General features: G+C 50.8%; 11 protein-coding genes. 9 read left to right on the top strand and 2 right to left on the bottom strand.

The annotated features are described in order from the left end of the window. Nucleotides 1-107: 107 nt before the first annotated feature. A complete protein-coding gene (gene sbcB / locus H591_RS0109390) occupies nucleotides 108-1535 on the bottom strand; it encodes an exodeoxyribonuclease I (protein WP_022966695.1) in 1428 nt (475 codons plus the stop codon). Nucleotides 1536-1812: 277 nt separating this feature from the next. Here sbcB and H591_RS0109395 point away from each other — a divergent pair, with 277 nt between their 5' ends. From H591_RS0109395 to pyk, 8 genes are all read left to right on the top strand, one after another. Beyond that, nucleotides 1813-2535, top strand: coding sequence for an RDD family protein (locus H591_RS0109395; protein ID WP_022966696.1), 723 nt, complete (start codon nucleotides 1813-1815; stop codon nucleotides 2533-2535). Beyond that, nucleotides 2532-3512 (top strand): stage II sporulation protein M, encoded by a 981-nt coding sequence (locus H591_RS0109400; RefSeq protein ID WP_022966697.1) that lies wholly within the window; start codon nucleotides 2532-2534, stop codon nucleotides 3510-3512. Before H591_RS0109395 ends, H591_RS0109400 begins: the two co-directional genes overlap by 4 nt. Next, the gene (locus H591_RS0109405) at nucleotides 3499-5049 is read left to right on the top strand and encodes a hypothetical protein (RefSeq protein ID WP_022966698.1); all 1551 of its coding nucleotides are present in this window, start codon (nucleotides 3499-3501) and stop codon (nucleotides 5047-5049) included. Before H591_RS0109400 ends, H591_RS0109405 begins: the two co-directional genes overlap by 14 nt. Beyond that, nucleotides 5042-6277, top strand: coding sequence for a DUF4350 domain-containing protein (locus H591_RS0109410; RefSeq protein WP_022966699.1), 1236 nt, complete (start codon nucleotides 5042-5044; stop codon nucleotides 6275-6277). Before H591_RS0109405 ends, H591_RS0109410 begins: the two co-directional genes overlap by 8 nt. After that, entirely contained in the window at nucleotides 6274-7380 is a 1107-nt protein-coding gene (locus H591_RS0109415; RefSeq protein WP_022966700.1) for an AAA family ATPase, read from the top strand. The genes H591_RS0109410 and H591_RS0109415 overlap by 4 nt, the downstream gene beginning before the upstream one ends. Before the next feature lie 2 nt (nucleotides 7381-7382). Continuing rightward, entirely contained in the window at nucleotides 7383-8711 is a 1329-nt protein-coding gene (locus H591_RS0109420) for a DUF58 domain-containing protein (RefSeq protein ID WP_028244327.1), read from the top strand. A 214-nt stretch (nucleotides 8712-8925) separates the two neighbouring features. Continuing rightward, nucleotides 8926-9843 carry a universal stress protein gene (locus H591_RS0109425; protein ID WP_022966702.1) on the top strand — a complete coding sequence of 306 codons (918 nt, stop codon included), beginning with the start codon at nucleotides 8926-8928 and terminating at the stop codon, nucleotides 9841-9843. Nucleotides 9844-9929: 86 nt separating this feature from the next. Next, nucleotides 9930-11381 (top strand): pyruvate kinase, encoded by a 1452-nt coding sequence (gene pyk / locus H591_RS0109430; protein WP_022966703.1) that lies wholly within the window; start codon nucleotides 9930-9932, stop codon nucleotides 11379-11381. 78 nt (nucleotides 11382-11459) lie between these two features. On the opposite strand, the gene pdxB is transcribed toward pyk, so the two are convergent. Next, on the bottom strand, nucleotides 11460-12590 hold the full coding sequence (gene pdxB, locus H591_RS0109435; protein WP_022966704.1) for a 4-phosphoerythronate dehydrogenase PdxB: 1131 nt from the start codon (nucleotides 12588-12590) through the stop codon (nucleotides 11460-11462). Between the two features lie 195 nt (nucleotides 12591-12785). Between pdxB and H591_RS0109440 the strand changes: the two genes are divergently transcribed. Next, entirely contained in the window at nucleotides 12786-14159 is a 1374-nt protein-coding gene (locus tag H591_RS0109440) for an MATE family efflux transporter (RefSeq protein WP_022966705.1), read from the top strand. Nucleotides 14160-14370: the final 211 nt, after the last annotated feature.

Here is a 14370-nt window from a genome sequence, read left to right on the forward strand (position 1 = left end):
CAGCTAGAGTAATATCCTGCTTTAAAGCAGGATAAATAAAAAGCCCCACAAACTCTGTTTATGGGGCTTTTTTGATTAGAGTTAGAGCCACCTTAAAACAAACCCAGTCATGACAACTGATAGCGCTGTTGCAATGCCTGCACATAACTGCGCCATGCCTGTACAGCAGGATGCGCTTGCTCTGCTTCACTAAGTTCTGCGTAAGCTGTCATGTAGTCACTGATTGTTAGCGGCGCCCCCAGTTGCTCTCCGCTTAAGCGCGCACGACAAAAGACTGTCCACTGCTGCTGTTCAGCGGCACTCAGAGAGTCTGGGTAATGTCGCGCACGGTATCTAAACAGTAATTCCAGCAAACGCGCATCATCAAATGGCCAGCGCTCAGGCTGTAACTGCTCGGGCTCGGCTAAACGCAGCTTATTACTCAACTGGCGGTCGCGCGGACTTAAAAAACCACTGTACAGCTGCTGCTCAACATCTTGCTCGGCAAACTCTCGCGTCTCTTGATAAACCTCGGCAAGTTTATCTTGCCAGTCAGCACAGCTATCACTGAGCAACTGATAATTACGCTGCAGTAAGTCATGATCAAAGGCTAAGCGCTGAGTGTCTTCATCGCGCAAGACACTTAACGGCGCGATCACTGGGCTTTTATTGATATGAATAAGTTTTAGCCCCACCGGCACTTCACCCTCAGCTAAATCGCTATGACGGGTATACAGGCGCGACTTCAAGGTTTGCGCATCACACTCCAGCAAAGGTGTTACATCCGCATGCAAATCATAGACGATTAAAGCGTTACGGTTGGTTGGGTGCCACGCCAAAGGTAAGACTGGCGCTAAACAATGACGCTCCACGGAAAACTTACTTGAGACATGCAGCATCGGCTGCATCAAACGAATACGCGCCTGCACTGCATCTTTGCGCCGCAGCCCATATAAATAGTCAAACAGCTTAGGCTGACGGTCACGTAACAAACGTGCAACAGCAATGGTAGCGCGCACATCGGCTAACGCATCGTGGGCTTGGCCATGTTCAATCTGATTGGCTTCAGTAAAGCGCTCAAGCTTAAAGCTGACTCGCCCTTCATGCTCAGGCCAGTTAATTCCCTGCGGACGTAACGCCCAAGTGCAACGCAACACATCAATCAAATCCCAGCGACTGTTGCCGCCCTGCCATTCGCGCGCATAGGGATCATAAAAGTTACGATACAAAGTGGCGCGGGTCATCTCATCGTCAAAGCGTAGATTATTAAATCCTGCAGTACAGGTTTGCGGCACAATTAACTGCTCATGTAAACGCTCAATGAACTCAATCTCACTTAAACCCTGTTCTTGCAAAGTCTGCGGCATAATACCGGTGACTAAACTGGATATCGGGTGCGGCAAAATATCATCCGACAACTTGCAATATATATTGAGCGGCTCACCGATTTCCTCAAGCTGCTCATTTGTGCGTATCCCAGCCACCTGAATGGCACGATCACTGTGTGCTTGAATACCGGTGGTTTCAAAGTCGTACCAAAAAATACTGGCAGTCACTGATTAAGCCTCTTTTATTCTAAAATATGTTTTAAAAACACCTATATAACCCACACTTCTGCAGCCTCACGCTTGCAGGCCAATCACTGAATGGGTAGTGTTCCAGCCTTCAGCCGCTAGAGGTTTCACTGCAGCTGTTTATTTAGGTGTACAGCATTAATGCTTGTTTGCTAGCAACCACTATAGTCATTAAACAAGATAACGTCGGTTTAGTTTTCTATTTCTGCGCTAGCGTTTTGTACTATGATCGCTTTTTAATTTTTCTTACTGGCCTATTTTGAACGCAAACTTAACCAGCGCGCCTTTAGCACCCGGCGCTCTTCTAGACACCCAAGTCTATTTAGAGACGCCTGAAGGCATTGACCTCCCCCTACGTCCTGCTGGATTACCGGTGCGCTTTTTGGCGTTTGCCATTGATGCTTTAATTCGCAGTGTGATTCTTATTTTAACCGGCATCGCCTGGTTGTATATGGGTAAGCTGGGCGCTGGGCTCGCATCGATTAGCACCTTTTTATTGCTATGGTGGTACATGGTGTTTTTTGAGGTGCTTAATCAAGGCCGCTCACCTGGTAAACAACTGCTGGGTTTGCAGGTCATTCACAGTGACGGCACACCAGTTGGCTGGCCAGCCTCGCTGACCCGCAATCTGCTGCGTTTTGTAGACTTATTACCGTTCGCCTATTGCCTGGGCATCCTCAGCATGATCAACAGTTCGCGCTTCCAGCGTTTAGGCGATTTAGCCGCTGGCACTTTAGTGGTGTATCAAGCTCAGGCACCGCAGCGCGGCGCACTCCCAGAAGTGCCAGCCCGCCCTGCATCCGTGCTATTAACCCTTGATGAGCAACGCGCGCTACTCGACTTTGCCGAGCGCCACCAGCAACTTTCCAGCCAGCGTCAAGAAGAACTGGCCACAATTATTGCACCGACTTTACATATTGCGCCAAGCCAAGCAGTGCCGGGTGTGCACGCGATAGCGCGGTCAATTTTGGGACAAGTATGAAGCAAACGGACTTTGAACAACTGCACCAAGGCAAATGGCAAGCTTTCGCTGAGAACGTGCAAGCACTGCGTAAGGGTCAGCCGCAGCTACAAGCGGTGCAACATTTTGCTCAAGACTATCGCGGGATTTGTCAGCACTTAGCTCTAGCTAAGCAGCGCGGTTACAGCTACCCGCTGATTGAGGAGCTGCAGCAACTGGCACTGCAAGGCCATCAACAGTTTTATCGTCACAAAAGCCCAGCATTACAACAATTAATCGGCTTTGTGGTGGTTGGTTTTCCCGCAACAGTCCGTGCGCAATGGCGCAGCGTGGCAGTGGCGAGCGCATTATTTTTTGGCAGCTTAACCTTAATGGCGCTGCTCACGGTGTGGTTTCCAGATTTGATTTACAGCCTGATGAGTGCCAATCAGGTTGCCAGCATGGAAAACATGTATGACCCAGCCAATCGCATCATTGGCCCAATGAGCGCACGTGATCATCAAGATGACTGGGTGATGTTTGGTTTTTATATTATGAATAATATCGGCATTGCCTTTCAAACCTTTGCCAGTGGCTTATTGTTTGGTCTCGGCAGTTTGTTTTTCCTGTTATTTAATGGCTTACATATTGGTGCGGTAGCTGGGCATTTAACTCGCATTGGTTACCACGAAACATTTTGGTCTTTTGTCATAGGTCACGGTGCCTTTGAGCTGACGGCCATTGTGCTGGCCGGTGCTGCGGGTTTAAAACTGGGCTCGGCGCTGATTGCACCTGGGCGCTTAACTCGCGCGAATGCTTTACGTGATGCAGCAAAGATCAGTATTCGCCTGCTCGGCGGCGCTATTATTTTCTTATTCATTGCAGCCTTTATTGAAGCCTACTGGTCATCCAGCAGCAGCTTATCAGTGACCACTAAAGTCACTGTCGGTGCTGCACTCTGGGCGCTGGTGTTGTTTTATTTAAGCTATTCAGGACGAGGTCGCTATGCACCTCAGTAAAGCTCAAGCAGTGCTGCGCCCGCGTAATACCTGGGAAGCAATGGATCTTGGCATCCTCTTGGCGCGCCGCCATGCAGGATTACTGATGGGCACTTGGGCACTTGTCACCCTACCCTTGTTTGCTCTACTCAGCCTGCTGCTTTGGCAGCACCCAACCGCAGTCGCTCTAATTATTTGGTGGTTAAAGCCTGCCTTTGAACGCTTACCTCTGCATATTTTATCGCGCGCGCTGTTTGCTGATACGCCTGGTGTCGTAGAAAGTTTAAAAGCTTTTCCCAAGCTACTTAAGCCACAGTTACTGGCCAGTTTGACGTGGCGGCGCTTGAGTTTAACCCGCAGCTTCAACATGCCTGTACAGCAACTCGAAGGTCTCGCCGGCAGTGCCCGCCAACAGCGCATGCTCACTCTTGGCAAACAATACACCAGTGCCCCCACTTGGCTTACGGTGATTGGTTTGCACATTGAAATGGCACTTTGGATCGGCATGCTGGCACTGCTCTATCTATTGATCCCAGCACAATTACAGACCGATTGGAGTTGGCAAAAACTGCTAGAAAGCACTCAGCATGATTGGCTCTGGGCTGAGCATTTAAGCAATACACTGTATGTACTCGCACTGGTGATTTGGGAGCCAATTTATGTTGCCTGCGGCTTTACCCTTTACCTTAATCGTCGCACCGAATTGGAAGCCTGGGATGTTGAGTTGGTCTTTCGTAATCTTGCACGACGTTTGCAGCGCGGCGCGGTTGTATTATTAGTACTCGGCTGCGTTCTACTGCCCATAGCAGAACCAGTATGGGCACAGCCCATTGCAGCCTATCCCTCCGAGCACAACGCTGATGAATTAGGACCAACAGATCCTCGACTGTTAAAACAAATGCTCAACAGTGAGCAAGCGCAGCAGAGTATTAGCCAACTTTTAGAGCAACCGCCCTTTAATAATCACAAGGTTATCCAAAACTGGCGCTTTGGTGAGCCGAGCGAGGCACAGCCTCAAAAAGAGCCATCGTTCAAGCTGCCTACTTGGTTAAAACGCCTACTGGAAGGTGCCTCTTTTATTGTGCAAATTCTGCTCTGGAGCGGCTTTATTTTAATCAGCGCTTATCTGCTCTGGCGCTACCGCGAATGGCTGCGCACTTTTAGTCAGAAACTGCTGCCCAATAGACAACGCCAGCGAGCACCGCTGCAAACCTTATTTGGCCTTGAAGTCAGTAGCGACAGTCTCGCTAAGGATTGGTTGGCGCAAGCAGAGAAACTCTGGACCAGCGACCCACGCGGGGCTTTAAGTTTACTGTATCGCGGCTTACTCAATCATCTGTTAGATAAGCACGGTTTACCTTTAACCGATGCTCATACTGAAGGTGAAGTATTGGTGATGGCCCGTCATCTTGCCCAACCGCTACAACTTTACAGCACACAACTGACCGTTCACTGGCAAAACCTCGCTTGGGGTCACCGCTTACCTGCGCACGCACAATTTATTGCCCTGTGTGAGCAATGGCAGCAGTTACAATCCCAGGAGAATGCAGATGATTAAAAGTATTCTGCAACGCTATCTACTGGTCATTATTACCGCTGTCGTGCTAATTGCGCTGGGTGTTTGGCTCAGTCAAAAAATCACTTTTTACGAGGAGCGTATTGATCTTGGCCCAAGCCCAGAAGCGCGCAGCAATCCTTATTTAGCCATGCAGTATTTTTTGCGCGAGCAAGGCATTAACGTCTCCAGCGCTGATAGTTTAGTGACTGTCATGAGCGCACCTGCCGAGCAGCGCACGCTAATTATCCTAAGCAATGATGCCAGTCTCATCGACAGTCAACAAACAGCGTTACTGAACTGGGTTGCACAAGGGGGGCACTTAGTCATTAGCGCTCAACACGAGAAAATCGAGCAAGATGCTGAGTCTTTGCTGATGACATTAGGTATTCAAAAATACCTCAGCAGTGACTTAGATGAGCAAGCAGTGGATGACGAACTGATTGAGGAAGACGACGATAGCCTTGCCATGCTCGAGCAAGAGGACAGCAGCGACACGGCATGCACCTTCGAGCCGCTCAGTTCACTCACGCGCCTGTATCTGGAAAACGAACAATCACCGGCTTATCTTGAACTGGACAACCGCTACCATTTATCCGATAGCGATAATCGCGCCCATGCTTGGGCCAACAGCGAAGCGGCCACCCACTTACTGCAACTCACCCACGGCCAAGGCCAAGGCCTAGTGACGGTACTGACTGATTTCCGTCTGTGGCAACAAAAGAACATTGATGCTTACGACAATGCTTGGCTGCTCTGGTATTTGAGTCAAGACAGCGAAGTGGCGCTATTTAACCCGCCTAAGCAGCAAGGTTTATTCGGCTTATTGTGGCAGTACTTTGCTATTGCCTGCGTACTCCTCATTGCTCTACTGCTACTCGGTGCTTGGGCTAGTGCTTTACGTTTTGGTCCGCAGCTAACCCCACACAATCATTCGCGACGCCAACTGACTGAGCACTTACACGCCGCCGCATTATTTAACCTGCGCTATAACGGCCAGCGCAGTCTACTGATTGGTTTACAGAAAGACATTCAACAACGTGCCCAGCAGCGCTATGCCAACTTTTCCCGTTTAGCGGTCAGTGAGCAATGGCAAGTTCTGCAGCAATTGAGCCGACAACCAATCTCATTGATTGCACAAAGCATGCGCCCGCCCTTAGCTAAAAAACTCTCTGCCCAGGCCTTTACCCAACAGGTCAAACGCCTGCAACAATTAAGGAACTCACTATGAGCCAAAGCCCTACTGATCTTGAATTGACGCTCGATGCTACAGCGCCAAGCTCTGCTGAAAACAGCGCAAAAACGCCGTCAAGCGACTCTAGCCAAGCAGCCGAGACTGCCAGCGCAGCGCCAGTCACAACCGATAAAGCCGAGCAGCAACGCATCCGCGCCAGCCGCTTACTTCGCGCTGTACGTGCTGAATTAGAAAAAGCTTTGATTGGCCAAAGTGCTGTGATTGAAGGCGTACTGTGCAGCTTAATTGCTTCCGGTCATGTGTTGATTGAGGGTGTACCTGGCTTAGGTAAAACCTTGCTGGTACGCGCCTTAGCGCAATGCTTTGCCGGACAATTTAACCGCATCCAATTCACCCCGGATTTGATGCCCAGCGATATCACCGGACACGCCATCTACGACCTACAAAGCGAACAATTTAAATTACGCAAGGGTCCTGCCTTTACTAACCTGCTGCTTGCCGATGAAATCAACCGTGCCCCAGCTAAAACCCAAGCCGCTTTACTGGAGGTCATGCAAGAACGCAGCATCACCCTCGAAGGCCGTTCATTAGAAGTGCCGCAACCCTTTATGGTGCTGGCGACGCAGAACCCGATTGAACAAGAAGGCACTTACCCGCTGCCTGAAGCCGAACTGGATCGCTTTATGGTCAAGTTGCACATGAGCTATCCAGAAGAATCACACGAACAACAGCTGGTACGTGAAGTGACGCGCTCTGCCCGTGCCGACATGCTCGACAGCACACCACTGCGTACGCTGTTGCATGCGCGTGATCTGCAGGCGATGCAAAAAATCGCCAGCGCTATTGCCGTGGATGACAGTGTGCTCAATTACGCCGTGCGCTTAGTGCGGATGACGCGGCAATGGCCAGGCTTAACCAGTGGCGCAGGCCCACGTGCTTCAATTGATTTAATCCGTTACGCCCGTGCTGCAGCGCTACTTAATGGCAATGCGTTTGTCACCCCTGATGACATCAAACGTAGCGCTCTGAACGTGCTACGTCATCGTGTGCATTTATCTGCAGAACTGGAAATTGAAGGCTTGCAGGTTGAGCAAGTTTTACAACAACTTCTTGATCAAGTACCTGTGCCACGCTTATGAGGATTACACCTTCAGTTTGGCTACTGCGCAGTGTCGGCAGCCTTTTGTTACTGGCAATCATCTCCGGCACAGCGCATGCCTTAGGTTGGTCTGTGCCAGCGCTGCTTGATAGCTTGCTGATCGCAGCCTCGTTGTGCTTACTGTTATTCGCCATCATTGATGCGTGGCGTGTGCAGCAACAGCCCTCTCCGCAGTTGCAGCGAGAAGTGCCAAGTGGTTTATCCTTACAGCACAGTTATAGCGTGACGTTGCGCTTTAGCCATAAAGGCTCAAGTGCACTGACCTTGAAGTATTTTGATCATATTCCCGACAGCTTTGCCTGCACGTCACTGCCCTACTCGGTGCGACTCAAAGCCAACTGCGTCAGTCAAACAGACTATACAATCAAGCCACTGCGCCGCGGTGCCTTTCAGATTCCGGGCTGCAGCATCAGATTGCCAAGCCCCATGCGGCTCTGGTCAGCGCAGCGTTTTTTAGCTCAACCTAGTCTTGTGCGGGTCTATCCAGACTTCACTCGAATTCAAAGTGGCCAATTACAAGCCACTGAACATTGGCTCAAACAACTGGGCGTGCAACAACAGCAACGCCGCGGCACGGGTATGGAGTTTCATCAGTTACGCGAGTTTCGCGAAGGCGATAATTTCAAACACATTGACTGGAAAGCCACTGCGCGTCAGCGCATCCCCATTGCGCGTGAGTTTCAAGACGAACGCGACCAGCAGATTATTTTTCTCCTCGATTGCGGGCGGCATATGCGCAGTCAAGACAGCGCGCTCAGTCACCTCGATCATGCCTTAAATGCTTGTTTATTACTGGCGCACACAGCGCTACGTCAAGGAGATGCAGTGGGCGTACAAACCTTTGCTGGGACTGAGCGGCATCTCAAACCCGGCAAAGGTCGCACACAGATGAGCGCCTTACTCAACACCCTTTACGATATTCATCCCAGCCAAAGCAGCGCCGACTACAGTGCAGCCGTTGAGCAATTGCTGCACAAACAAAAACGTCGAGCGCTGGTGATCGTCATCAGCAACATCGCCGATGAAGCCGACAGCGACTTACTGGTGGCAATGCAGCGTTTGAAAAAGAAACACCGTACCTTACTGGTCAGTTTACGTGAAGAAGTGTTAGATGATCTGCGCCAGCAACCCGCTGACAACTTGCAACAAGCACAACTCTACTGTGCTGGTATCGAATACCTCAATGCCCGCCAGCGCCATCAGCAAAAACTCTCCAGCCAAGGCATTCATTTACTCGATGCGCGCCCAAGTCAATTGACCGCACAACTGGTCAGTCATTATTTGGCGATTAAAAAAGCTGGCCAATACTAAAGGTTCAATGAGCAAGCCATTTCAAACCTTTAAAAGCCTCTAACATGCTAGCTAGACAGCATCAAAGGTGGCGCACAAAAGCCAAGAAAACTCGCTATACTTGATCTGAGACGTTTCTATAGGTCTGTAATTAGGCTAGTCTTAAACAATCTCAGCAGCCTTGAAATTGGCCGCTAAAAACTTGTTGTGCGCTTATCGATTAAGGAGCTTCGCCATGCAATTGAATCAGCTTTTAGTGGTTATTGATCCAACCTCTAAGGATTCACAACCATCACTGGAGCGCGCGGCGTGGGTCGCCAAGCGTTCTCAATCAGCCGTTGAATTGCTGATCTGCGAATACAATTCAGCCCTTGATGGTGGCTTCTTCTTTGATGGCCCAGCGCAGCAAAAAGCCCGTGAATCACTGCTCAATAATCTCAGTATCTGGCTGGATAAGTTAGCGCAACCACTGCGTGACGACGGCCTGACTGTTACCACTGAAGTGCGCTGGGGCAAGCCCTTGCACAGCATGGTGTTACAACGCATTGATGAGCTAAAACCTGATTTAGTCTTCCGTGATGCCACCACTCACAGCTTGCTGCAGCGCTTATTTTTCAATAACACCTCTTGGCAGCTGATTCGCCAATGCCCAGTACCCTTATGGTTAGTGCGCAAAGGTGAATGGAAAGCCGAACGTATTTGCGCCGCGCTTGACCCTGTGCACAGCGCCGACACTGAAGCGGTACTTGATCACTTATTAGTTGAGTCGACGGCGCATCTGGCAAAAACTTTAGGCATGCAAGCGGACTACATGCACAGTTATGCACCACTGCCACGCACCATGGTATTCGACTCAGAGCTGGTTGCCGCTTACGATCAATACGTTGAGCGCAGCGCCAAACAGCACCGTGATGCGTTTGAAAAACTGATGGTCAATTACCCCGTAGAAAAAGCCAACCGCCACTTGCTCGAAGGCTTCCCAGAAGAAAGCATTCCTGCTTTTGTTCAGGAGCGCGGCATCGATTTATTGGTGATGGGTGCGGTGTCCCGTGGCAACTTAGAAAATGCCTTAATCGGTAATACGGCTGAGCGTGTTCTCGAAGCGGTACAAACTGACTTACTTGTCATCAAACCGCCACGTCCCGCGCAGTAAGCTTTAAGCACTTGCTGCCTGAGTCGACAAAGGCAGCACGTTTTTACCAGCCTCCCAATTTGGCTCCCTGCACAGGAAATTCAAGCATGTCTTTGCGTCGTACTAAAATCGTTGCCACCATTGGTCCAGCCAGCAGCTCACCAGAAGTGCTTGAGCAGTTGATTCTGGCAGGCATGGATGTGGCTCGCTTAAACTTTTCTCACGGCAATGCTGATGAGCACCGCGCCCGCGCAGTACTGATTCGTGAAATCGCCGCGCGCCTCAATTGCCATGTTGCACTACTGGGCGACTTACAAGGGCCAAAAATCCGCATCGCCCGCTTTATTGACAAAAAAATTGAATTACAAGCTGGCGACCCATTTTGCTTCTCGATTACCCATCCTCGTGATGCCGGTAATCAGCAAGTGGTGTGCATTGATTACCCTGACTTGGTCACTGACTGCAGAGTTGGCGATGAACTGCTCTTAGATGACGGCCGCATCGTTATGCAAGTCGAGCGTGTTTCTGCGGATGCCTTGCATTGCCTGGTATTGGTCGGCGGTCCATTGTCAGATCACAAAGGCATTAACCGGCGTGGCGGCGGCTTAACCGCTCCAGCACTGACTGAAAAAGACAAGCAAGATATTCGTTTAGCCGCTGAGTTGGACCTGGATTATCTAGCCGTTTCTTTCCCACGGGATGCGGCCGATATGCATCTGGCTCGGCGTTTATGCCAAGAAGCGCAGTGCAACTCCTGGCTGGTGGCAAAAATTGAACGCGCTGAAGCGGTAATGAACGATGAAGCCCTCGATGGTTTGATCAGCGCCAGCGATGCAGTGATGGTCGCGCGTGGTGACTTAGCGGTAGAAATTGGTGATGCGGAACTGGTCGGTATTCAAAAGAAAATCATCGCTGCCGCACGCAAGCAAAATAAAGCGGTGATTACTGCAACGCAAATGATGGAATCCATGATCCACAGCCCCATGCCGACTCGCGCTGAAGTATCCGATGTAGCTAACGCCGCTTTGGACTACACCGATGCGGTGATGCTCTCGGCAGAAACGGCGGCGGGTGAATACCCCGTGCAAGCGGTCGCGGCGATGGCGCGGGTGTGCTTGGGTGCAGAAAAAAACCCCATTATGCGTCGCTCCGGTCACCGCATCGGCCAACAATTTGAGCGCTGGGATGAAAGTATCGCCTTAGCGGCGATGTACACCGCCAATCACTTCCCTGGGGTTAAGGCCATTATTGCCCTGACTGAAAGCGGTTACACGCCCTTAGTCATGTCGCGCATTCGCTCACCAATGCCTATCTACGCCTTTACCTCTTCACCACAAACTCAAGCGCGGGTGGCGCTGTTTCGCGGTGTCTACACCATACCTTTTGACCCGAGTGCAATTGCTAACAGCACCGTCAGTCAAGCAGCAGTGGAAGAGTTAGTGAAGCGCGGCATTGTTGAAACAGGTGACTGGGTCATCCTCACCAAAGGCGACAGTTACCACACCGTCGGCGGCACCAACACCATGAAACTGCTGCATGTCGGGCATATTTTGTCGTAATCGTTCGACAGATCGATCTGGCCTTTCTAAATTAAGCAACACAGGCTATTGCAAGCGCCTGTGTTGCTTTAATCCAATTTACTGAGCAATGCCAAGCGCCTGCAGCATCTGCTGCAACTCAACCGCGGGCTGATTAACCCGCACCTGTAGATCAGGGATTTCACGGCGTACTGGATAGTTTTTGCGCACTTGATCAAAGGCGGCACGACGCGTCAGTGCGTCACCCTGCAGACTTAAACGAAAGGCAGCATCATCACTGCGTGGATCATAGACCGCGCGGCAGATGACGCGCAGCGCCTCCTCAACTGGGGTATGCGCCGCAAGCTCCATGGCTAATAAGGTTTGTGCTGGAAACTCAATCGCAGCGCTATCGGCCAAGGCAAAGTGCTGGCAAAACGCTTGATAAATTTGACTAGTGCCACGAATTTTACCGTCAAGGCTGTAACCGGCAATGTGTGCGCTAGCAATATCACAACGCTGTGCCAATTCAGCATCCACCTGCGGCTCACCCTCCCAAACATCCAGTGCCACACGCACATCATGGCGTTGCGTTAAAAGCTGCTTTAACGCTTGATTATCCACCACACCGCCGCGACTGGCATTGATCAACCAACTGTCCTGCTGCAAGCTTTGCAACTGCTCAGCTCCCAGCAAATGAAAGGTTGGATGCTCGCCCTGTTTAGTTAACGGCGTATGCAGGCTGATCACATCACAGCGTTTCAGGACAGTAGCTAAATCAACATAATCGCCGCCTTCGGCCTGCTGCCTCGGCGGATCGCAGACTAAAACCTGCCAGCCCAAACCACGTAACACCTGCACCAAGCGCTGCCCCACCTGCCCTGCACCCACTACGCCGTAACAGCGCTTAGACAGATCGACGCCATCGCGCTCAGCCAGGGTCAGTAAAGCACCGAGCACATAATCCACTACACCACGAGCATTACAACCGGGTGCACTGGCCCAGCCAATCCCTTGCTCAGTCAAATACTGCAGATCCAAATGATCGGTACCAATGGTACAGGTGCCGACAAACTTAACCTGTGAGCCTGCCAGTAACGCTTGGTCGACTTGCGTGACCGAGCGCACCAACAATACCTCGGCATCGGCCAACACGGCACGGTCTAAACTGCGGCCGGCAACGCGGCGCAATTGCCCATGGCGCGCAAACACCTCAAGCATAGGAATGTTCTCATCAGCCAGTATCCGCACCTGTGAATCCTCTTTTGCGTTTTAGTCTTAAACTGTTCGGCAGCTGTCTAAGTTAATGATAGCTACCTAACGATCATCACAACAGCGTAAACTATACGCGCTGCCAGCGTGTTTAACACTACCGCCCAAGCATCACCTTGTACTTCACTCTGCCCAACACCTTCTGCTGTATAGGCTTTATTTCAGGCTGTTTTTATGTCTACTGTTTCTCGCTACCAACGTGTCACCATCGAATGGCGTGCCTTGCTCAAACTGGCGGTACCTATCATTATTGGTCAGCTAGCCAATACCGCAATGGGCTTTGTCGATACGGTAATGGCAGGCCGTGTCAGCCCCAATGATCTTGCTGCCGTCGCCTTAGGCAACTCGGTTTGGGTGCCTATTTTCCTGCTGATGAGCGGTATTTTAATCGCCACCACCGCTAAGGTATCGCATGCTTTCGGTCGCGGTGCTGAGTTGGAAACCGGTTATTTAGTCCGACAAGCTTTATGGCTGGGCTTTGCTCTGGGCTGCGGACTTGGCGTGCTGCTCTGGAATGCACAACCATTGATGGAGTTGATGGGTGTTGATCCGATTCTGATTACCCCGGCAATGGGCTACTTGCGCGCGGTGGCCTGTGGTTTTCCCGCTGTCGCTGTGTACTTAGTTTTTCGCTGTTATAGCGATGCCTTAGGTTTAACTCGTCCCAGTATGGTCATCGGTATTTTAGGACTGCTGTTAAACATTCCGCTCAACTATATTTTCATCAATGGCCACTTAGGCCTGCCAGCTATGGGTGGCGTCGGCTGTGGCTGGGCCACCGGACTGGTCATGGTGTTTATGATGATTGCCATGTTTGTCTGGGTACATTGGGCACCTCATTATAAATTCAGTCAGATTTTTGCGCGCTTCCAATGGCCAGAATGGTCTGCGCAAAAAAGCTTATTGGCACTGGGCTTACCTATTGGTATTTCAATTTTTGCCGAAGCCAGTTTATTTTCAGTGATCGCGCTGTTGATTGGTGGCTTAGGCGCCAATGTGGTCGCGGGCCACCAAATTGCGCTGAATTTTAGCTCCTTAGTCTTTATGATTCCCTACTCGCTGGCAATGGCGACCACCGTACGGGTTGGCCAAGCTCTGGGGGCTAACCGTCCACGCGATGCACGCTTTTCTGCCGGTGTAGCCATGGCAACGGGTTTGATCTGCGCCTGTGTATCAGCCAGCTACATGTTTTTATTGCGCGAACAGATTGCGCGAATTTACACCGCCGATGCAGCAGTGCTAGCCGTTGCCACCTCATTGATTATTTATTCCGCTATTTTCCAGTTCTCTGATGCCATTCAAGTGACAGCCGCCGGTGCCTTACGCGGTTATCAAGACACCCGCATCACCATGCTGATCACTTTGTTTTCCTACTGGGGCGTAGGCTTGCCGATCGGCTACTTACTGGGACTGTCGGATAAGTTCGGCGTAGCGCAAGGTCCTGCAGGCTTGTGGCAAGGTTTGATTGTCGGTCTCAGTTGCGCAGCGGTAATGCTGGGCATACGCTTGCATAAAATCGCGCGCAGACATAATTACGCTGCTGTCTAACTCACGCTCAACGGCGCCAAGCGAGATGAGTTAACTCAATTCACCCTGTATTGCTTCAAGCGCAAAACAGGGTAAAAAAAATCAATCTGCGCTGTAAAATATCTATTTCGCCAACCCTAAACTCTGTGCAAAATCGCGCAAAGCTATAGCGCATGCGGCTTTGCAAAAACAATCCACAAAGCCTGTGGATAACTCTGTGGGTAAGATGCTT

It is taken from the genome of Denitrificimonas caeni DSM 24390 (genome assembly GCF_000421765.1).
GTDB classification, from domain to species: Bacteria; Pseudomonadota; Gammaproteobacteria; order Pseudomonadales; family Pseudomonadaceae; genus Denitrificimonas; species Denitrificimonas caeni.